The sequence below is a fragment of the Micromonospora qiuiae genome, from assembly GCF_016863555.1.
Lineage (GTDB): Bacteria > Actinomycetota > Actinomycetes > Mycobacteriales > Micromonosporaceae > Micromonospora > Micromonospora qiuiae.
The window spans coordinates 26923-48454 of the sequence record NZ_BOPC01000017.1 but is presented as its reverse complement, the minus strand read 5'-3'; the positions used below and the strand labels follow the sequence as shown (position 1 = coordinate 48454).

Below are 21532 nucleotides of genomic sequence, written 5' to 3'. Positions count from 1 at the left end.
GTTGGCCGGCCGGCCGGGCTCCGGCAGGATGCCCGCGTGGGATACGTGGACGTGGCGGCCGTGGGGTACGCCCTACCGGACGGGCGGGAACTCTTCGCCGACGTGTCGTTCCGGGTCGGCGAGGGCGCCAAGGTGGCCCTGGTCGGCCCGAACGGCGCCGGCAAGACCACACTGCTGCGGATGGTCGCCGGCGACCTGCCAGTACCCACCGGCACCATCGCGCGCACCGGCGGGCTGGGTGTGATGCGCCAGTTCATCGGCATGATCGGTGACGAGTCGACGCTGGCCGACCTCGCGCTCTCGCTGGCCCCGCCGCCGGTGCCCGAGGCCGGTCGCCGGCTGGTCGAGACCGAGGCGGCCATGCGCGCGGCCGAGCTGCGCGGCAAATACAGCAGCGCCGCTGGCAAGGCCCAACTGGCGTACGCCGAGGCGCTCGCGGCCTGGGGCGAGGCTGGCGGGTACGACGCCGAGGTGCTCTTCGACACCGTCGCCACCATCGTCCTGGACCTGCCCTGGGACACCGCACGGCACCGCCCGGTCCGCACCCTCTCCGGCGGACAACAGAAGCGGTTCGCGCTCGAGTTGCTGCTGCGCGGCCCGGAGGAGGTGCTGCTGCTCGACGAGCCGGACAACTTCCTCGACGTGCCCGGCAAACGCTGGCTGGAGGCGCGGCTGCGGGAGTCCGGCAAGTCGGTGCTCTACGTCTCGCACGACCGGGAACTGCTGGCGCAGACCGCCGACCGGGTGGTCGCGGTGGAGGGTGGCAGTGCCTGGGTGCACCCGGGCGGCTTCGCGAGTTGGCACTCCGCTCGGGTCTCCCGCCACGCCCGCCTCGACGAACTGCGCAAGCGGTGGGACGAGGAGCACCAGAAACTGCGCGAGCAGATGCTGATGTACAAGCAGAAGGCCGCGTACAACTCCGACATGGCCTCGCGTTACCAGTCTGCGCAGACCCGGTTGCGCAAGTTCGAGGAGGCCGGGCCGCCGCCCGTACCGCCAAAGGAGCAGGACATCCGGATGCGGCTGACCGGCGGGCGGACCGGCAAGCGCGCGCTCGTCTGCGAGCAGTTGGAGCTCGACGGCCTGACCTATCCCTTCGACCTGGAGGTCTGGTACGGCGACCGGCTGGCGGTGCTCGGTGCCAACGGCACCGGCAAGTCGCACTTCCTGCGGCTGCTGGCCCGGGGCGGCACCGACCCCGACCCGGCGAACGTCCCGGTCGACGGCGCGGCGGCGCTCGCGCCGGTCGCGCACGACGGGGTGGCCCGGCTCGGCGCGCGGGTCCGGCCGGGGCATTTCTCGCAGACCCACGACCGCCCGGAGTTGATGGCGAAGACGCTGATCGAGATCCTCTGGCGGGGTGACGAGCACCGGGCCGGCATGGATCGGCACGCGGCGATGGCGGCGCTGAGCCGATACGAACTGGCCGGGCAGGGCGACCAGCGTTTCGGCACCCTCTCCGGCGGGCAGCAGGCGCGCTTTCTGGTGCTGCTGCTGGAGCTGTCCGGGGCGACCCTGCTGCTGCTCGACGAGCCGACCGACAACCTCGACCTGGCCTCGGCCGAGGCGCTGGAGGCCGGGCTGGCCGCGTTCTCCGGCACCGTGCTGGCGGTGACCCACGACCGCTGGTTCACCCGGACCTTCGACCGGTTCCTGCTGTTCCGCGGCGACGGCGAGGTGGTGGAGACGGACGAGCCGGTGTGGGACGTGGCGTGATCGAAGCCGGTGTGGAACGTGCCGTGATCGTCCGGCTTCCCGGCGTGCCGGGAGTCTCCGGCTCGGCGACCGTGCCCGGTCTGCCGACATATGGTGGATCTCGTGAGTGAGATGACCTATCGCCGGCTGGGCGACTCCGGGCTCGTGGTGTCCGTGGTGGGGATCGGCTGCAACAACTTCGGCCGCAAGCTCGACCTCGACGGCACCCGCGCGGTGGTCGACGCGGCCCTCGACGTCGGGATCAACTTCTTCGACACCGCCGACATCTACGGCGAGCCGCACGGCGCCTCGGAAACTCAGCTCGGCGCGGCCCTCAAGGGACGCCGGGACGACGTGGTGTTGGCGACCAAGTTCGGCATGTCGATGGGCGGCGACAACGGACGGGACTTCGGGGTACGCGGCTCGCGGCGGTACATCGTACGGGCGGTCGAGGCGTCGCTGCGCCGGCTGGACACCGACTACATCGACCTGTACCAGTTCCACGAGCCCGACCCGGGCACCCCGATCGACGAGACGCTGGCCGCCCTGGACGACCTGGTTCGCGCCGGCAAGGTGCGCTACCTGGGCAACTCCAACTTCGCCGGCTGGCAGATCGCCGACGCCGACTGGACGGCGAAGACCCGAGGGCTGACCCGCTTCATCAGCGCGCAGAACCACTACAGCCTGCTCAACCGGGACACCGAGATCGAGGTGCTGCCCGCCTGCGAGCGCTTCGGCCTCGGCATGCTGCCGTTCTTCCCGCTGGCCAACGGCCTGCTCACCGGCAAGTACAAGCGTGGCGAGGCGCCCCCCGCGGGCAGCCGCCTCGCCGGCGGTGGCCGGTACGCCCAGCGACTCGCCGCAGCCGACTGGGACACCATCGAGGGCATCGAGGCGTACGCCGCCGAGCGGGGAATCTCGATGCTGCACGTGGCGATCGGCGGGCTGGCCGCGCAGCCGGCGGTGACCTCGGTCATCGCCGGAGCCACCACACCCGAGCAGGTACGCGCCAACGCGGCGGCCGGTTCCTGGCAGCCCGCCGACCCCGACCTCAAGGCCCTCCGCGCCCTCCTGGACCGCTGACCCCGCCACGGCCCCCACACCAAACACCCCACCCCACCTCCGCGTCGATCTTGCACTTTTGGTCGCTGGTTCGCGCATTATGCCCGATAAGCGGCGACAAAAAGTGCAAGATCGCGGGTTGGGGGTGGGGTGGGGTGGGGTGGGGGGCCCGTCCGGGGGTGCCGGACGGGCCCTTGGAATCAGAGGCGGCGGCCCGGAGCGAGCCGGGTGGGATCACCACCGAGCCGGCCGGCGCCGTCGACCGACGCGCCGTCGTTGGCGCGTACGCCCGCCTTGCTGGCCGTGCCGCCGAGCCGGACGATCATCGCGTCCGCGTCCCGGATCAGCACGTCCCGGATCTCCGCCTCGGCGACCAGCTTGACGTCGCCGGCGAGGTCGCGGAACTTGACGAGTTCCTTGATCGCCTTGTCGTCCTTGCCCTTCGCCTCTTCCTTGCGGACCTTCTCGAGCTGGTTCGACAGCTGCTTGTGCCCCTGGTTCGACAGCCGCCCGGTCGCCTTGAACCGGTCCAGCAGGTTCTGCATGTCCCGGAACGAGGTGGTGACGAAGAACCGGACGTTCACGATGCTGGCGTTGCCGGCCTTGTCGGTCGCGGTCACGGTCAGCTCGTGCAGGCCCAGCGGCAGCTCGTACATCGCCTGGAGCGTGCCGTTGGCGTACGGCCGGCCGTTCAGCGTGCCGACCACCCCGGCGATGCCCGAGGTCGGGTCGACCGCCTGCCAGGAGACCCGGACGTCCTGGCTGTCGCCGTAGAGCTGCCCGTCGGCGATCCCGGAGACCAGCAGGGTCGGCTTGGTGCCGTCGATCCGCACCACCGCGGACTTCAGCGTCTCGGCGTTGCCGGCCTTGTCGGTGGCCCGGTAGAGCAGCTCGTGGGCCCCGTCACCGCTGATCTCGACCGGCTCGGTGTACGGCTGCCAGGCGCCGCCGTCCAGCGACCATTCCAGCAGCTTCACCCCGGCACCGGCGTCGGTCGAGGTGAGGACCACCGGAACTGCGCCGGCGTGCCAGCCCTCGTCGTTCGCCGGGGCGAACGCCGCGGTGCTGACCGGCGCGGTGGCGTCGATCTTGACGGTGACCTGCTTCGTCTCCTCCACGTTTCCGGCCTCGTCCACCGAGCGGAACCGCAGCACGTGCTGGCCGTCCCCGGTCACCTGCACCGGCTCGGTGTAGGTGGTCCAGGCGGTGGTGTCACCGAGCTGGTACTCGGTGCGCGCCACCCCGCTGCCGCCATCGGGGTCGGTGGCGGAGAGCGTGACGGTCACCGGCCCGGTGTGCCACCCCTCGACCGGGGTGCCGGACACCTCGGCGGTGGTCACCGGGGCGGTGTCGTCGCCCGTGCCGGCGCTGGTGAGCCGGAAGTAGTCGAACGACGCCGTCTTCGACGCGGTCTGGTTGCCGCTGAGGGTGAACAGGCCCACCTTCGGGTTCGCCCCCACGGCCGCGTTGGTCAACTCGGTCAACGCCGTCCAGGTGGTGCCGTCCGCCGAGTACGACCCGGTGAAGGTGTCACCCTTGCGGGTCAGCCGCAGGTACCACTCCGCCGAGGTCAGGTTCTCCGCACCAGGCTGCGGATTCTGGATCGTCCCGCCGATCTCGCTGCGCAGCTCGATCCGCCGCGACACCGGCTGGCCGGCCTGGTTGTCCACCACGAAGTCGAACTTCACGTAGTTGTCGTCGTCGGCGTACACCATCAGACCGGCCTGCTGGTACTGCTCGTCCAGCAGACTGCCGTCGATCTTGGTCTCCATCGTCCAGTCGCCGTTCGGGGCGTTCTGCAGGATGAAGTTCGTCGGCCCGGTGTTGTCGGTGCCGTAGATGTCGCCCTTGGGTACATCGATGTGCAGCTTCCCGCCGCTGACCCGGTAGGCGCTCGGGTCCTCGCGCAGAATCGCGTCCCACCGGCACTTGTCCAGCGCGTTGCCGGTGAACTCGTCCGACGGGTCAACCGGCCCGGCCGGCGCGTCCGGCGTGACCTGGAACCAGTCGAAGACCGCGTCGATCACCGGCGCGGTGGTGCCGCCGTTGAGCGCGAACAGACCGATCCGCGGGTTGGTGATCCCGTCAAGCACGGCCGACCGGCCGACCGGGGTGAAGTTCTGCCCGTCGGTGGAGTACGCCGCGGTCAGGTTCGTCCCGTCACTGATCAATCGCAGGTGGATGGTGTTGCCGGTGGGCGCGGGAGTGCTGTCGGCCGCCTCGTTGCGCGGGGTGCCCGCAGTCTCCCGGATGAACTCCACCTTCCGGTTGCCGGCGTACAGCAGCCCGACCTTGGCGTAGTTGTCGTCGTCGCCGTAGATGATCAGGCCGGCCTGCTGGTAGTCGGCGGCGACCGGCACGGTCACCTTCGTGGTGGCCTGCCAGGCTCCGCTCGGCGCGGCCTGCAGCACCAGGTTGGTCGCGTCGTTGCGGTTGCCGTACAGGTCACCCGCCGAGGTGGGCAGGCGCAGCGCGCCGTCGGCGACCGAGTACGACTGGTCCTCCCGAACCACCGTCGTCCACCGGTCCCGGTTCAGCTCGGTGCCGTCGAACTCGTCCGAACGGGCCCCGAAGCAGGACGTGTTCGGCGCGTCGACCTTCACCTGGACGGTGGCGTACCCCTTCGCGCCGCGCTTGTCGGTCACGGTCAGGGTGGCGGTGAAGGTGCCCGGAGTGGTGTACGTGTGGGTGGCGTCCAGGGTGTCCGCCGTACCACCGTCACCGAAGTCCCAGGCGTACGTGAACGGGGTGTCGTCCTCGGCGTCGGTGGCCGTACCCGAGAAGGCGACCGTGACCGGCGCGATGCCGGTGGTCGGGGTCGCCGTCGCCGTCACCACCGGCGGCGCGTTCTCGGTGACGCCCTTGCCGAGGAAGTCCATCCAGTTGACGTTGAACAGGCTTCCGGTGGCCCCGCTCGGCGACTTCGCCACGAAGTAGAGCGAGCCCTTGGCGTCGGCGTTCGCCGGCACCTCGGCGGTGACGTCGGTGTAGGTCTGCCAGGCTCCGGTGCCCGGCACGGCGACCGAGGTGACGAGCGGACCGTCAGCAGCGCCGGCGCGTACGTCGATCCGGCCGCCCGAGCCCGCCGAGGCGACCCGGAACCGGATGGCGTCGATACCGGTCAGGTTGGCCGGCTCGACCGACCACCAGTCGCCGTCCTCGATGAAGCCGATGTTCTGTCCGCCGCCGGCGCTGTCCCCGGTGGTCTCCTTCTGCACGCCGGGGTCACCGCCGCCGACGCTGTCCGCGGTCCGTCCGGTGGCGCTGTAGTACTCGGCCTGCTTCCGCTTGGGCTGGAGGATATGCAGCGCCCGGCCGGTGAGCGGCTCGGCGCCGCCGGCCCCACCCTGGTCGGTGTAGGTGGCCTCCAGGACGGTGAAGACGTTCGCCTCGGCGCCGTGACCGGCGGCGAGCTGGGTCTGCACCACACCCGAGCAGCCGGTGTGCTGCTCCAGCGGGTGGGCGTGCTCGTCGTGGCCGAGGAGCACCTGGAGCTCGACGTCGTTGCAGTCGATCTCGCCGTCCTCCGGGTCGGTCACCTTGATGGTGTACCGGACCTGGTCACCCCAGTCGAAGAAGCCGCCGTCCGGCGGGAACTCGATGGTGACCGTCGGCGCGGTGTTGCCGGCCGTGACCCGTACGTTCGCCACCGCGGTCCGCCCCTTGGGGTTGGTCACGGTGAGCTGAGCGTTGTAGTTGCCCGCCTCGGCGTACGTGTGCGTGGGGTTGGCCGCGGTGGAGCTTTGCCCGTCACCGAACGTCCAGGCGTACGTCAGCGCGCCACCGTCCGGGTCGCGGGAGCCGGCGCTGGAGAAGTTGACGGTCAGCGGCGCCGGCCCGGAGGTCGGCTCGGCGCTGGCCACCGCGATCGGCGCCCGGTCACCGGCGATGTAGTCGATCCGGTAGACCCCCGAGTTGTCGTTGTTGCCGCCGAAGCCGCTGCCCCACTCGATCAGGTACATCGCGCCGTCGGGGCCGAACTCGAAGTCCATCGGCCGGATGAAGGTCATCCCGTCGAGCAGGCGGTTGATGTCCACCAGGGACTTGCCGTCCCGGGTGACCTGCATGGTGTACATCCGCGACTGGTTCCACTCACCGAAGAGGGCCTTGCCGTCGTAGTACGCCGGCCACTTGCGGTCCGAGTCGAGGTTGGCGTCGTACCGGTAGACCGGGCCGCCCATCGGCGCGCCGCCGCCACCGATCTCCGGGAAGCGGGGGTTGGGGGCGTAGCCGTAGTCGACGGTGGCCGGGATGGCCGGCGGCAGGTTGGTCAGACCGGTGTTGTTGGGTGAGTCGTTCACCAGGTTGTCGCAGTCGAACTTCGGGCCGGACGGGCCGGAGGGGAACTGGTAGTCGTTGTACGCCCGGTTCGCCCCGTGGCAGTACGGCCAGCCGAAGTTGCCGGGCCGGTCGACGATGTTCCACTCCACCAGGCCCTCCGGGCCACGGTTCGGGTTGGCCGAGTTGGCGTCCGGACCGTAGTCGGCCACGTAGAGCACGTCGGTGGCGAGGTCGATGCCGATCCGGAACGGGTTGCGGAAGCCCATCGCGTAGATCTCGGGACGGGTCTTCTCGGTGCCCGGCGGGAAGAGGTTGCCGGCCGGGATGGTGTACGTCCCGTCGTCCTCCGGGTGGATCCGGATCACCTTGCCACGCAGGTCGTTGGTGTTGCCGGAGGTGCGCTGCGCGTCGTAGTCCTCGCGTCCCGGCCGCTCGTCGATCGGGGTGTACGCGTCGGACGAGAACGGGTTGGTGTTGTCCCCGGTGGCCAGGTAGAGGTTGCCGGCGGAGTCGAAGGTCATCGTCCCGCCCGCGTGGCAGCAGGTGTTGCGCTGCGTGTCGACCTGGAGGACGACCTTTTCGCTGGCCTTGTCGATGCGGTCACCGGTCACGGTGAACCGGGACAGGTAGTTGCGTGGGCCGCCGCCCGCCGGGGCGTAGTAGAGGTAGATCCAGCCGTTGTCGGCGAAGTCCGGGTCGAGCCGCATGCCGATCAGGCCGTCCTCGTTGCCGGTGAAGACGTCGAGGCTGAGAGCGGTGGCCGTGTTGCCGGTGTCCGGCTTGATGATCTGCACCCGGCCGTCGCGCTCGATGTAGAAGACCCGGCCGTCGGGCGCGACGTCCAGCTCCATCGGGTTGTTGGTGTTGCTGTCCAGCGTCACCTTCTCGAAGCTGCTGGTCAGCGAGGCGCGGCAGTCGGCGCCGCGCACCCCGGCCGCGGTCCGGATGCCGCCGAGCAGGTGCTCGAGGAACTCCGGCTCGGCGAACGACTCGCGGGTGTGCCCGCCGCCGGTGTACCAGGACCGGCCGCCGTCGTAGTCCTGGCACCAGGCGATCGGGTGGTCGTGACCCATCGCGCCGGAGCCGGGGGAGTAGCTGGTCTCGTCGAGGGTGGCCAGCACGTGCACCTTGCCACGCGGGTTGGTGCGGAAGTTGTACCACTCGTCGTACCGGGTCCAGCGCTCCGGCAGGTGGGCGGTGGACTCGTGCGCCGGGTCCTCCACCTTGACGGTGGCCGTCTGGTTGGCCGGGTGGTTGGCGAAGTACGTGCCCACCAGGTTGCCGTACCAGGCCCAGCTGTATTCGGTGTCGGAGGCGGCGTGGATGCCTGCGTACCCGCCACCGGCCTGGATGTAGCGCTCGAACGCCGCCTGCTGCTCGTTGTTGAGCACGTCGCCGGTGGTCGAGAGCCAGATGACCGCCTGGTAGCGGGCGAGGTTAGCGTCGGTGAAGGCGGCGCCGTCCTCGGTGGTGTCGACGGTGAAACCGTGCGCCGCGCCGAGTTGCTGGATGGCGGCGATGCCGGTGGGGATCGAGTCGTGCCGGAAAGCGGCGGTCTTGGAGAAGACGAGCACCGAGAACGGCTCGTCGGCCGCCGCCTTCGGTGCCTTGTTCGTGGCGGTCGTCGCGGCCTGCGCGACGGGAACGGCCTGGGTGGCGGGGGCGGCCTGCGCGGGCCCGCCGGCGAGCGTGGTTACCGCGAGGCCGAGACTGAGGAGGGTGGCTGTGATGGGTACGCGGGCACGGCGTGGTCGGGACACTCCGGTCTCCTTTGTCCTTGCGGGACAGGGGTCGCGGGGCCGGTTCGCCGAAGACCGTCCCAGGTGGAGCCGGTCCGGACGCCTTGCCGAGGTGCCCGTACCGGCATTATGTCGAGTCGCTGAACAAATTAGTCTTGCTGAATCGGTTCATGGCAAGGTCTCGATAGGTAACGTTTCTGCAACGCTGAGCGACATTCGCCTAGAGTCCACTCAAATCGCCGCGCCTGCCCAGGCGGTGCCGGCCTGCACCTCGTGAAGAGGCGCAGGCCGGCATCGGCATCGATGAATGGGCTGCGTCCGGCTGGTGCCTCGTCGTTGAACGTCGATCGGGTAATCCGGTCGGTTCTGAAATTGTCGTACGGGTGGTGTTGGCTTTGGTTCGTGCCTCGTCGTCGGGATCGGGATGCGCCTGCGGTGGTGCATCGCACCGCTCGTGTGGGGTTGCGGGTGACGTCGGGCAGCGGCGGCGGTGTTTCGGGTTGCTGCGGTCGGCCGGTGATGTGTGGGCCTGCGCGCTGGAGGTGAACGCTTGGCGGCGTGGGTATCCGCTGGAGCAGGTCCGCTCGGTCACTCTGCTGTGCGAGGGCGGCCGGCTGTTCCTCGACGTCACCGCCGAGATACCGGTAACGGTCTACCCGCCCGGTGAGGGGCCGCACCCGGGCCGGGTGGCGGGCGTGGATGTGGGAATCATTCACCCCTACGCCGTCGCCGGCCCCGACACGAAGGCGTTGTTGGTGTCGGGGCGGGCGATCCGCGCCGAGCATCGCATGCACCTGGCCGACACCAAAGCCCGCCGCCGTGCCGTCGCCCGCCGGGCACCGAAGCCAGGCCAGCGCGGGTCACGACGGTGGCGGAAGTACCGCGCCCGGGCCCGCCAGGTGCAGGGCCGGCACCAGCGCCGGGTCCGGCAGGCCCAACACGAGGCCGCCCGCACCGTCGTCACCTGGGCCGTGGGTCAGCGGGTCGGGGTGCTGCACGTCGGCGACCCCCGTGGCGTCCTTCAGGTGCCGGCGGGGCGGCGGCACAACCTGCGGCTACGGCAGTGGCAGATCGGCCGACTGTTGCAGGTCCTGATCGACAAGGCCACTCTCGCTGGCATCACCGTCCACCTCGTGGACGAGCGTGGCACCTCCTCCACCTGTCCCGCCTGCCGCCGGCGCGTGTCGAAGCCGCGTGGGCGGACCCTGACCTGCCCGCACTGTCGATTCTCGGGCCATCGTGACCTGGTCGCGGCGGCCACCATCGCCACCCGCACCCCGGGCGGCGGACCCACCACCCCCACGCCCGTTGTACTGCCTGGGGTGGTCACGCACCGTCGAGCCGGCCGGCACCTCCCCGGCGCCGGCCGATCCCGACGTGACCCCCGCCGCCCACCACCGGGCGGCGCGAGGATCAAAATGGCCGGCTGTGGCCCGCCCCACCACCCGGTAGGGAGTCGCTCACCACGTACGGTGAGGATCCACAACACCACCGAAACCCGGTGAACGTTAGTGGAAACAGCACTAGCTAACCAGGCGTGAGCCGGAAGTAGTCGAACGCGACCGCCTTCGAGGCGGTCTGGTTGGCGCCGAGGGTGAACAGCCCCACCTTCGGGGTCGTACCGACTGCGGTGCTCGTCAACGTCCCCAGGGTCGTCCAACTCGTGCCGTTCGCCGAGTACGCGGCGGTGAAGCTGCTGCCGCTGCGGGACAGGCGCAAGTGCCAGATCCCCTGGGTCAGTCCGGTGGCCTGCGGCTGCGTACTCTGCACCACCCCGCCGACCTCGCTGCGGAACTCGATCCGTCGCGAAACCGCCTGACCTGCCGCGTTGTCCGTGACGTAGTCGAACTTCAGGTAGTTGTCGTCGTCGGCGTACACCAGCAGACCGGCCTGCTGGTACTGCTCGTTGAGCAGGCTGCCGTCGACCCGGGTCTGGATCGTCCAGTTCCCGGCCGGGCTGTTCTGCAGGATGAAGTTGGTCGGACCGGTGTTGCTGGTGCCGTAGATGTCACCGTTCGGCACGTCGATGCGCAGCGCGTCGTCGGTGACCCGGTACCGGGTCGCGTCCTCTCGCACGATGGCGTTCCACCGGCACTTCTCCAGGCTGCTGCCGGTGAACTCGTCCGACGGCGCGGTGCCGCTGGTCGAGGCCTCCGGGGTGATCCGGAACCAGTCGAACTCGGCGTTCACCACCGGCGCGGTGGTGCCGCCGTTGAGGGCGAACAGCCCGATCCGCGGGTTGGTGATCCCGGCCAGGGCGGCGGACCGGCCGACCGGGGTGAAGGTCTGCCCGTCGGTCGAGTAGGCCGCGGTCAGGTTCGTCCCGTCGCTGGTCAGCCGCAGATGGATGGTGTCACCGGTGGGAGCGGCGGTGGAGTCCGCGCTGTCGTTGCGCGGTGTCCCAGCGCTTTCCCGGATGAACTCCACCTTGCGGTTGCCGCCGTAGACCAGGTCCAGCTTGGCGTAGTTGTCGTCGTTGCCGTAGAGGATCAGGCCGGCCTGCTGGTAGTCGGCCCGGGCCGCGACGGTGACCCGGGTGGTCGCCTGCCAGGCTCCGCTGGGTGCGGGCTGGAGCACCAGGTTGGTCGCATCGTTTCGGGTGCCGTACAGGTCACCCGCCGCGGTGGGCAGGCGTAGCGCACCCCCGGAGACCGAGAGCGACTGGTTGTCCCGCACCACGCTGGTCCACCGCTGACGATCCAGCGAGGTGCCGGTGAACTCGTCGGACCGTTGTGGCCCCTGCTCCACCTGGCAGGGATCGTTGCCCCCGGTCCCGTCGACCCGGATCGGCACCGTGGCCTGCGCCCGCGCGCCCCGGCTGTCGGTGACCGTCAGGGTGGCGGTGTAGTTGCCCGGAGTGGTGTACGTGTGGGTGGCGTTGAGCGTGGTCGCCGTCGCGCCGTCGCCGAAGTCCCAGGCGTACGTCAGCGGGGTGTCCCCGTCAGGGTCGGTCGCCGTACCGGTGAAGGTCACGGCCAGTGGCGCGGTCCCGCTGGTCGGGGTGCCCGTGGCGGTGACCGTCGGTGGGGCGTTGCCGCTCACCCCGGGGCCGACGAAGTTCATCCAGTTGACGTTGAACAGGGTTCCGGTGCCACGGTTGGGGTCCCGGGCGACGAAGTACAGCCCGCCCTCCGAGGAAGCGCCGTTGGGAATCTGCGCGGTGACGTCGGTGTACGTCTGCCATCCCCCGGTGCCGGCCACGGTGGCGGTGGTGATCAGTGGCCCGTCCGCGGCACCGGCGCGTACCTCGATCCGGCCGCCGGAGGTGGCCGAGGCCACCCGGAACTGGATCGACGTGACGCCGGTCAGGCTGGCCGGACTCACCGACCACCAGTCGCCGTCCTCGATCCAGCCGATGTTCTGCCCGCCGCCGGCGGTGTCACCGGTGGTTTCCTTCTCGACCCCGGCGGTGCCGCCGCCGGTGGCACCCGCCACTCGCCCGGTGGCCGAGAAGTACTCGGCCTCCTTACGCTTGGGCTGGAGGATCTTCAGTGCCCGGCCGGTCTGCGGCTCGGCCCCGTCGGAGCCGCCCTTGTCGGTGTAGGTCGCCTCCAGCACGGTGAAGACGTTGGCGTCCGCCCCGTGGCCGTCGGCGAGTTGGGTCTGCACCGTGCCGGTGCAGCCGGTGTGCCGCTCCAGCGGGTGGGCGTGCTCGTCGTGACCGAGCAGGACCTGGAGTTCGACGTCGTCGCAGTCGATCGTGCCGTCCTCCGGGTCGGTCACGCTGATGGTGTAGGCGACCTGGTCACCCCAGGCGAAGAAGCCGCCGTCCGGTGGGAATTCGATGGTGACGGTCGGTGCCGTGTTGCCGACGGTGATCGGCACGTTCGCCACCGCGGTCCGCCCCGCCGGGTTGGTGACCCGAAGCTGCGCGGTGTAGCTGCCGGACCGGGTGTACGTGTGGGTCGGGTTGGCCTGGGTGGAGGTGCCGCCGTCACCGAACGTCCAGGCGTAGGTCAGCGTCCCGCCGTCCGGGTCACGGGAGCCGGCGCTGGAGAAGCTCACCGCCAGCGGTGGCGCCCCCGAGGTCGGGTTCGCCGAGGCGACCGCGATCGGGGCGCGGGCACCGGCGGTGTAGTCGATCCGGTAGACGCCGGAGTTGTCGTTGTTGCCGCCGAAGCCGCTGCCCCACTCGATCAGATACAACGCGCCGTCGGGGCCGAACTCGAAGTCCATCGGCCGCACGAAGGTCATCTGGTCGAGGATCCGGTTGATGTCGACAAGCGACTTGCCGTCCCGGCTGACCTGCATGGTGTACATCCGCGACTGGTTCCACTCGCCGAAGAGCGCCTTGCCGTCGAAGTACGCCGGCCACTGTCGGCGGGACGAGATGGTCGGGTCGTACCGGTAGACCGGACCGGCCATGGGCGCTCCACCGCCGCCGATTTCCGGGAAGCGGCTGTTGCCGCCGTAGCCGTAGTCAACCGTGGCCGGGATGGCCGCCGGCAGGTTGGTCAGACCAGTGTTGTTGGGGGAGTTGTTCACCGGCGCGGCGCAGTTGAACTTCGCCCCGCTCGGGCCGGACGGGAACTGGTAGTCGTTGTACGCCTGGTTGTTGCCGTGGCAGTACGGCCAGCCGAAGTTGCCGGGCCGGTCGACGATGTTCCACTCGACCAGGCCCTCCGGGCCTCGGTTCGCATTGGTGGTGGTGGCGTCCGGGCCGTAGTCGGCGACGTAGAGCACGTTGGTGACCGGGTCGATGCCGATCCGGAACGGGTTGCGCAGGCCCATCGCGTAGATCTCCGGTCGGGTCCGCGCGGTTCCCGGGGCGAAGAGGTTTCCGCTCGGGATGGTGTACGTCCCGTCGGCCTGCGGCCGGATCCGGAGCACCTTGCCGCGCAGGTCGTTGGTGTTGCCGGCGGTACGCTGCGCGTCGTAGTCGGCTCGCCCGGAGCGCTCGTCCAGCGGGCTGTACCCACTCGACTCGAAGGGATTGGTGTTGTCCCCGGTGGCCAGGTAAAGGTTGCCGGCCGAGTCGAAGGTCATCGTCCCGCCCATGTGGCAGCAGGTGTTGCGCTGGGTGGGCACCTCCAGGACGACCCGCTCGCTCGACGGGCTGATCGTGTCACCGGTGACGGTGAACCGGGACAGGTAGTTACGGGACCCGCCCGCGCTCGGGGCGTAGTAGAGCCAGACCCAGCCGTTGCTGGCGAAGTTCGGGTCGAGCCGGATGCCGAGCAGGCCGTCCTCGTTGCCGGCGAAGACGCTCAGCCGCAGTGCGGTGACGGTCTGGCCGGTGTCCGGCTTGATGATCTGGACCCGGCCGTCGCGCTCGATGTAGAAGACCCGCCCGTCTCCGGCGATGTCCAGCTCCATCGGGTTGCTGGTGTTGCTGTCCAGCGTCACCTTCTCGAAGCTGGCGGCCCGGCCGGCACCGCAGTCGGCGTGCACCACTCCGGCGGCGGTCTGGATGCCACCGAGCAGGTGTTGCAGGAAAGCCGCGTCGGAGAAGGACTCCTGGGTGTGCCCGCCGCCGGTGTACCAGGACCGGCCACCGTCGTAGTTCTGGCACCAGGCGATCGGGTGGTCGTGCCCCATCGCCCCGCTACCAGGGCTGTAGCTGCGCTCGTCGAGCGACGCCAGCACCTGCACCTGACGGGAGCGCGGGTTGGTGCGGAAGTTGTACCACTCGTCGTAGCGGGACCACCGCTCCGGCAGGTGCCGGGTCGACTCGTGCGAGTAGTCCTCGACCTTCACGGTCGCCGTCTGGTTCGCCGGGTGGCTGTTGAAGTAGGCGCCGACCAGTTGGCCGTACCAGGCCCAGTCGTACTCGGTGTCGGAGGCGGCGTGCACACCGACGTACCCGCCACCGGCACGCACGTAACGCTCGAAAGCGGTCTGTTGGCTGGCGTTGAGCACGTCACCGGTGGTCGACAACCAGATGACCGCCTTGAACCTGGCCAGGTTGGTGTCGGTGAAGGCAGCACCGTCCTCGGTGGTGACGACGGTGAACCCGTTCGCCGCACCGAGTTGCTGGATCGCGCGGATGCCGGCGGGGATCGAGTCGTGCCGGAAGCCGGCGGTCTTGGAGAAGACCAGGACGGAGTACGGCTCCGCGTCTGCCGCGGCGACCGGGGCGGTACGGCCGGCGACCTGGGCGGGGCTGACGGCCTGGGCGATACGGCTGGCGGCCTGGGCCGGCGTGGCGGCGAGGACGAGTACGAGGGCGAGTAGCGCCACGGTCACTGGGGCGAGCGTTGCTCGCCCACGACGGGGTCGGGGCACGGAGTTCTCCTCTGTCGAGGGCAGCAGGTCGGAGTGGGCGGCGGTGGTCACTCCGCGTCGGTCCGAGCGCTCATACCTGACGGGCGAGGTCTCGGTGGCGAGAAGCCAATCCGATCATTCAATTTGCGTATGTCGATTAGCTTCGGGCAAGGCGCATCCTTGTAACGTTTGGGTAACGAGATGTTTCATAAATTGGCGCAAGTCGCTGTATGTCAGTGTCTTTTCTGGTCGTCGAGCCGTGAAAAGCCGGGATGCATCAGCTAGTCCCGGTCCGTCCGGCCCTGCCGGACGGGGTTGGCGCAGCCGGCGAAACGACGTACGGTGTCACCCAACGAACCCACGGGAGCCCGGTGCACCGGGCTGAGAGGGGGGCTGTGAGCCCCCGACCGTCGAACCTGATCCGGGTAATGCCGGCGCAGGGAGGAGAGTTGCCATGCCGTCCCTGGGACGACTGCATCTGATCACCGACACCCGACCCGGTCGGGATCCGCTGACCGTGCTGCGGGCCGTACTTCCGGTGGCCCACGCCGAGCTGGTCGTCCAGGTCCGGGTCGAGGACACCGCGACCGACCGGGAGGCGTACGACCTCGCCCGTCGGGTGGTCGCGCTCTGCGCGCCGTACGGGGTGCCCTGTCTGGTGAACGACCGCCTGCACGTGGCGTTGGCGGCGGGCGCGGCGGGCGGCCACGTCGGCGCGGCCGACCTGCCGGTGGAGGCGGCCCGCCGGGTGCTCGGCCCGGACGCCGTGCTGGGTGCGACGGCACGGGAACCGGTGTCGGCCGTGGCCGCGGTCGAGGCCGGAGCCAGCTACCTGGGCGTGGGTCCCTGCCATGCCACCACCACGAAGGACGGGCTGCCGCCGGCGATCGGCGCGGCTGGTGTCCGGGCGGTGGTCGAGGCGGTCAACGTGCCGGTGATCGCCATCGGCGGAGTGACGGCGGAGGGTGTGCCGGCACTGCGGGTTGCCGGCGCGTACGGCGTGGCGGTGGTCGGCGCGCTGTCCGGTGCCGCCGACCCGGCCCGTGCCGCCGCCGAGTTGCTCAGGGGGCTCTCGTGTTAAAAAGGGGCCCTTCCTCTACCGCAGGCGTTAATAGGGGGCCCTTCCTTACACCTGATGTGGCGGTGGTGGGGGCGGGGCCGGTGGGGTTGGCGATCGCGTGGAGGTGTGCGCAGCGGGGGCTGCGAGTCGCCGTGCACGACCCTGCTCCCGGGTCGGGGGCCTCGTATGTTGCCGCGGGCATGCTGGCGCCGGTGGCCGAGGCGTACTTCGGCGAGCGGGAGCTGACCGGGTTGCTCACCGAGTCCGCCGGACGCTGGCCAGGGTTCGCCGCCGAGCTGACCGAGGCGACCGGCGCCGACATCGGGTACCGGACCGAGGGCACGCTCATGGTCGGACTCACCGCCGACGACCTGGCCGAGGCGCGCCGGCTCTGGGCGTACCAGCAAGGGCTGGGGCTGCCCGTGACGCCGCTGCGCCCCTCGCAACTGCGCGAGCGTGAACCGGCGCTGGCACCCGGGGTGCGCGGTGGTGCGCTCGCCGTCACCGACCACCAGGTCGACCCACGCCGGCTGGTGGCGGCACTGCGGGGCGCCGCCGAGCGGGCCGGCGTGCTGCTGGTGCCCGAGCCGGTCCGGCAGCTCAGCGACGTGGCGGCCGGGGTGACCGTGGTCGCTGCCGGCTGCGGCGCGGCCGCCCTGACCGGGCTGCCGGTCCGGCCGGTGAAGGGGCAGGTGCTGCGGCTGCGCGCGTCGGGTGGCGGTCCGCCGGGCTTCCGGCACGTCATCCGGGGGTACGCCGACGGAGAGCACGTCTACCTCGTCCCGCGGGACAGCGGTGAGGTGGTGGTCGGTGCCACCGTCGAGGAACGCTCCGACGTGGACATCTCCGCCGGTGCGGTGCTGCGTCTGCTGCGCGCCGCGGTGGACCTGCTGCCCGAACTGGCCGAGTACGACCTGGTGGAGACAGTCGCCGGGCTGCGCCCGGGTACGCCGGACAACGCCCCGATCCTGGGGCCGCTGCCCGACCGTCCGGGTGTGCTGGCGGCGACCGGCCATCACCGGCACGGGATCGTGCTCACCCCGGTCACCGCGGATCTGATCACCGGCCTGATCACCGGAGAGGGGGCGGACGAACCGCTGCTCACCCCCTTCCGGGCGGACCGGTTCCGCATCCACTCCGCCGGGTCGGAGCAGTCGAGGGAGGACGACGCGTGGAATTGACGGTGAACGGTGTCGGGCGCGACGTGTCGGACGGGCTCACGGTCGCCGAACTGGTCCGGCAGGTCACGCCGCAGGAGCGGGGCGTGGCGGTGGCGGTGAACGGCGAGGTGGTGCCGCGTACCGGATGGCCGGCGACGGTGTTGAGCGGTGGCGACCGCGTCGAGGTGCTCAGCGCCGCGCAGGGCGGGTGAGCGGGGTGGATGTCGAGTCGACGGAGTTCGAGCTGGGCGGTCTGCGGTTCGGCTCGCGGCTGATCCTCGGCACCGGCGGGGCGGCCAACCTGCACGTGCTGGAGCAGGCGATCCGGGCGTCCGGCACCGAGTTGGTCACCCTGGCGCTGCGCCGGGTGGACACCGTCCCGGGTGGCTCGGGTGGCCTGCTGGATCTGCTCGACCGGTGCGGCGTACGGCTGCTGCCGAACACGGCCGGGTGCTACACGGCCGGCGAGGCGGTGAAGGTGGCCCAGCTGGCCCGGGACGCGTTCGACACCGACTGGGTCAAGCTGGAGGTGATCGGCGACGAGCGGACGCTGCTGCCCGACGGGGTGGAGCTGCTGCGCGCCGCCGAGGAGTTGGTCGCCGACGGGTTCACCGTTTTGCCGTACACCTCGGACGATCCGATCCTGGCCCGCCGGCTCGCCGATGTCGGCTGCGCGGCGGTGATGCCGGCCGGTTCGCCGATCGGATCGGGGCTCGGGGTGTCCAATCCGCACCACATCCGGCTGATCCGGCAGAGCGTCGACGTGCCGGTGATCCTGGACGCCGGGATCGGCACCGCCTCCGACGCGGCCCTGGCCATGGAACTGGGCTGCGACGCCGTACTGCTGGCCAGCGCGGTCACCCGCGCCGCAGACCCGGTGGCGATGGCCACCGCGATGCGCCACGCGGTCGCCGCCGGCCGACTTGCCTCCGTCGCCGGCCGTATTCCCCGCCGCTTTCACGCTCTCCCCTCCACCCCCGAAGAAGGTCGGCCCGACCTGTGAACCCCAGCAGTGCGGATCTTGGTGCGGAACTGCCCCTCCAGGGGCCGTTTCGTCCCAAGATCCCGCCGATCTCAGGCTTGGTGCTGCTGACGGACCGGCGTCAGGTGGCGGGCGGCCGGGCGCTGGTGGAGGTGGTGGCGGCGGCGGTGGCCGGGGGAGTGCGCTGGGTGGTGCTACGGGAGATGGATCTGCCGCGCGCCGAGCGCCTCGCCCTCGCCGCCGAACTGCGGCCGATCCTGATCGAGGCCGGAGGGATTCTCGCCGCCGCCGGCCCAGACCCGCTGCTCGACAACGCCATCGGCCCCGCCGGCACCACTGTCTGCGCCATCGGCTCACGCCCGCCGGTGGTCCTGCACCTGTCGGCGGGCGGTCCCTACCCGCCGCCGGATGCCGACCTGATCGGCCGGTCCTGCCACGACGAGGCGGAGCTACGCCAACTCAGCACCGAGGACTACGTGACCCTCTCGCCGGTCTACCCCACCCGGACCAAACCCGGCTACGGGCCACCCCTGCTACCCGGAGGGCTGGCCGACCTCATCCGGCTGAGCCCGGTGCCGGCCATCGCCCTCGGCGGCATCGAGACCCCGGCCCAGGTGCGCGCCTGCGTCGAGGCGGGTGCGGCGGGCGTCGCCGTGCTCGGTGCCATCATGCGCGCCCCCGACCCCCAACACACCGCCGCCGCCCTCACCACCGCCTTCCACGAGGCGACCACGGTCGGCCGCAGCCCCAACGCAAGCACCAAGGGAGAGACGTGACCCCCACGACCGTGCTCACTGTGGCCGGCTCGGATTCCGGCGGCGGCGCCGGCATCCAGGCCGACCTGAAGGTCTTCGCCGCGCTCGGCGCGTACGGCACGAGCGTGCTCACCGCGGTCACCGCGCAGAACACCAGGGGCGTTGACGCCGTCCTGCCGCTGCCGCCGCAGACCGTCACCGACCAGCTCGACAGCGTGCTGTCGGACTTCGCGGTGCGAGCGGTCAAGACCGGCATGCTCGGTACGCCGGCAGTGGCGGGTGCGATCGCCGATGCGGCGGCGGCCGGTCGCCTGCCGCAGTTGGTCGTCGATCCGGTGCTGGTCGCCACCAGCGGACACCGGCTCGGCGTGGTGGAGGCGGTGGAGCGGCTGCTGCCGTACGCCCGGGTGGCGACCCCGAACAGCGCGGAGGCCGCAGCCCTCACCGGCGCGCCGGTGACCGACGTGGCGGAGGCGACGGCGGCCGCCAAGGCCCTGGTGGACGGCGGCTCGGAGTGGGTGGTCGTGACCGGCGGTGACATGGCGGACGGGGATGAGGCGGTGGATGTGCTGCACGGTCCCGACGGGACGACTGTGCTGCGCGGTCCCCGGGTGACGACCCGGCACAACCACGGGACGGGCTGCTCGTTCTCGGCGGCCATCACGGTGCGGCTGGCGCTGGGGGATCCGGTGCCGGCGGCGGTCGCAACGGCAAAGGAGTACGTGACCCGCGCGCTGACCGGTGCGCGGGACTGGGAGTTGGGCGCGGGACACGGCCCCCTGGACCACTTCGGCTGGCCCGCCTGATCAGGGAGGTTGTCATGCAGGCACGTCGCAAGGTGTACGTCGAGGGTTCGCGGCCGGACCTTCGGGTGCCGTTCGCGGAGGTGGAGCTGACCGGCGACAACCCGCCGGTGCGGCTCTACGACACCTCCGGGCCGGGCTCCGACCCGGAGGTCGGCCTGCCTGCGCTGCGTGGGCCGTGGATCGCCGAGCGGGGCGATGTGGCGCCGGTGCGGGGTGCCGGCACCCCGCTGGGCGGGGCGGACGGAAAACGGCCGACGCAGATGGCCTACGCCCGGGCCGGAATCGTGACGCCGGAGATGGAGTTCGTGGCGATCCGGGAGGGCATGACACCGGAGTTCGTCCGGGACGAGATCGCCGCCGGGCGGGCGGTGCTGCCGCTCAACGTGAACCACCCCGAGTGCGAACCGGCGATCATCGGCAAGGCCTTCCTGGTCAAGGTCAACGCCAACATCGGAACGTCGGCGGTGACTTCCTCGGTGGCCGAGGAGGTGGAGAAGCTGACCTGGGCCACCCGGTGGGGGGCGGACACGGTGATGGACCTCTCCACCGGCAAGCGGATCCACGAGACCCGCGAGGCGATCGTGCGTAACTCGCCGGTGCCGATCGGCACGGTGCCGATCTATCAGGCGCTGGAGAAGGTCGGTGGTGATCCGGTGAAGCTGAGCTGGGAGGTGTTCCGGGAGACCGTCATCGAGCAGGCCGAGCAGGGCGTGGACTACATGACGGTGCACGCCGGGGTGCTGCTGCCGTACGTGCCGTTGGCGGTCGACCGGGTGACCGGCATCGTGTCGCGGGGCGGTTCGATCATGGCGGCCTGGTGCCTGGCGCACCACGAGGAGAACTTCCTCTACACCAACTTCCGCGAGCTGTGCGAGATCCTGGCCCGCTACGACGTGACCTTCTCCCTCGGCGACGGGCTGCGCCCCGGTTCGATCGCGGACGCCAACGACGAGGCGCAGTTCGCCGAGCTGCGCACCCTGGGCGAGCTGACGAAGGTGGCCTGGAAGTACGACGTCCAGGTGATGATCGAGGGTCCCGGGCACGTGCCGATGCACAAGATCAAGGAGAACGTGGACCTTCAGCAGGAGTGGTGCCATGAGGCGCCGTTCTACACGCTCGGCCCGCTGACCACCGACATAGCGCCCGCGTACGACCACATCACCTCGGCCATCGGGGCGGCGATGATCGGCATGTTCGGCACCGCCATGCTCTGCTACGTAACTCCGAAGGAGCACCTGGGGCTGCCCGATCGGGACGACGTGAAGGCGGGCGTGATCGCGTACAAGATCGCGGCGCACGCGGCGGACCTGGCCAAGGGACACCCCGGCGCGCAGGCGTGGGACGACGCGCTCTCCAAGGCGCGGTTCGAGTTCCGCTGGGCCGACCAGTTCAACCTCTCCCTGGACCCGGAGACCGCGCGGTCGTACCACGACGCCACGCTGCCCGCCGAGCCGGCGAAAACTGCGCACTTCTGCTCGATGTGCGGGCCGAAGTTCTGCTCCATGAGGATCACCCAGGACCTCAAGGAGTACGCGGCCCGCGGCATGAAGGAGAAGTCGGACGAGTTCCTCGCCTCCGGCGGTCGGATCTACCTGCCGCTGGCCTGACCTCCCGATCCTGAGCGGGTCGCCAGTGGTCTTTCCGGTGACCGTAGATTGCGATCGGGTGCCGGCGACATCCATCGCGGGCATGCCAGGACCGGAGGATGTGGCCGTCTGCTGCTGTCGAGCTGACCCGTTTGCGCTATCACGCCTGGGCCTCGCACGCGCCGTGATTCGTGGCAGTCGA

General features: G+C 70.6%; 12 protein-coding genes and 1 riboswitch. Of the genes, 10 read left to right on the top strand and 2 right to left on the bottom strand.

What is annotated here, in order from left to right; translation table 11 throughout:
- Window positions 1–36 precede the first annotated feature (36 nt).
- Both Vqi01_RS06835 and Vqi01_RS06830 read left to right on the top strand, forming a co-directional pair.
- Entirely contained in the window at window positions 37–1716 is a 1680-nt protein-coding gene (locus Vqi01_RS06835) for an ABC-F family ATP-binding cassette domain-containing protein (RefSeq protein WP_204033718.1), read from the top strand.
- A gap of 93 nt (window positions 1717–1809) precedes the next feature.
- The gene (locus Vqi01_RS06830) at window positions 1810–2778 is read left to right on the top strand and encodes an aldo/keto reductase (protein ID WP_204033717.1); all 969 of its coding nucleotides are present in this window, start codon (window positions 1810–1812) and stop codon (window positions 2776–2778) included.
- 179 nt (window positions 2779–2957) lie between these two features.
- Here the strand turns inward: Vqi01_RS06830 and Vqi01_RS06825 are convergent, their stop codons facing one another.
- Window positions 2958–8798 carry a ThuA domain-containing protein gene (locus Vqi01_RS06825; RefSeq protein WP_204033716.1) on the bottom strand — a complete coding sequence of 1947 codons (5841 nt, stop codon included), beginning with the start codon at window positions 8796–8798 and terminating at the stop codon, window positions 2958–2960.
- 521 nt (window positions 8799–9319) lie between these two features.
- On the opposite strand from Vqi01_RS06825, the gene Vqi01_RS06820 reads away from it, so the two are divergent.
- Window positions 9320–10282: an RNA-guided endonuclease InsQ/TnpB family protein gene (locus Vqi01_RS06820; RefSeq protein WP_204033715.1), complete on the top strand. Its 963-nt coding sequence runs from the start codon at window positions 9320–9322 to the stop codon at window positions 10280–10282.
- A gap of 22 nt (window positions 10283–10304) precedes the next feature.
- On the opposite strand, the gene Vqi01_RS06815 is transcribed toward Vqi01_RS06820, so the two are convergent.
- Window positions 10305–15002 carry a ThuA domain-containing protein gene (locus tag Vqi01_RS06815; protein WP_204033713.1) on the bottom strand — a complete coding sequence of 1566 codons (4698 nt, stop codon included), beginning with the start codon at window positions 15000–15002 and terminating at the stop codon, window positions 10305–10307.
- Between the two features lie 329 nt (window positions 15003–15331).
- A riboswitch (TPP riboswitch) is annotated at window positions 15332–15441 on the top strand.
- Between Vqi01_RS06815 and thiE the strand changes: the two genes are divergently transcribed.
- The 7 genes from thiE (at window position 15436) to thiC (ending at window position 21351) form a co-directional block, all read left to right on the top strand.
- Complete coding sequence (thiE, locus tag Vqi01_RS06810; protein WP_204033712.1) at window positions 15436–16062, top strand: thiamine phosphate synthase; 627 nt, start codon at window positions 15436–15438, stop codon at window positions 16060–16062. Its footprint overlaps the riboswitch before it by 6 nt.
- Window positions 16056–17222, top strand: a complete 1167-nt coding sequence (gene thiO, locus Vqi01_RS06805; protein WP_204033711.1) for a glycine oxidase ThiO — start codon at window positions 16056–16058, stop codon at window positions 17220–17222. The genes thiE and thiO overlap by 7 nt, the downstream gene beginning before the upstream one ends.
- The gene (thiS, locus tag Vqi01_RS06800) at window positions 17213–17413 is read left to right on the top strand and encodes a sulfur carrier protein ThiS (protein ID WP_204033710.1); all 201 of its coding nucleotides are present in this window, start codon (window positions 17213–17215) and stop codon (window positions 17411–17413) included. The genes thiO and thiS overlap by 10 nt, the downstream gene beginning before the upstream one ends.
- Before the next feature lie 5 nt (window positions 17414–17418).
- Window positions 17419–18204, top strand: a complete 786-nt coding sequence (locus Vqi01_RS06795) for a thiazole synthase (protein WP_204033827.1) — start codon at window positions 17419–17421, stop codon at window positions 18202–18204.
- Between the two features lie 68 nt (window positions 18205–18272).
- Window positions 18273–18959 carry a thiamine phosphate synthase gene (locus tag Vqi01_RS06790; RefSeq protein ID WP_239098239.1) on the top strand — a complete coding sequence of 229 codons (687 nt, stop codon included), beginning with the start codon at window positions 18273–18275 and terminating at the stop codon, window positions 18957–18959.
- A complete protein-coding gene (gene thiD, locus Vqi01_RS06785) occupies window positions 18956–19744 on the top strand; it encodes a bifunctional hydroxymethylpyrimidine kinase/phosphomethylpyrimidine kinase (RefSeq protein ID WP_204033709.1) in 789 nt (262 codons plus the stop codon). Before Vqi01_RS06790 ends, thiD begins: the two co-directional genes overlap by 4 nt.
- Window positions 19745–19758: 14 nt before the next feature.
- Window positions 19759–21351, top strand: a complete 1593-nt coding sequence (thiC, locus tag Vqi01_RS06780) for a phosphomethylpyrimidine synthase ThiC (RefSeq protein WP_204033707.1) — start codon at window positions 19759–19761, stop codon at window positions 21349–21351.
- Window positions 21352–21532: the final 181 nt, after the last annotated feature.

Excerpts from the sequence above, each read along its gene's own strand:
- thiC (WP_204033707.1), top strand. The coding sequence starts at position 19,759 with ATGCAGGCACGTCGCAAGGTGTACGTCGAGGGTTCGCGGCCGGACCTT.
- thiE (WP_204033712.1), top strand. The coding sequence starts at position 15,436 with ATGCCGTCCCTGGGACGACTGCATCTGATCACCGACACCCGACCCGGT.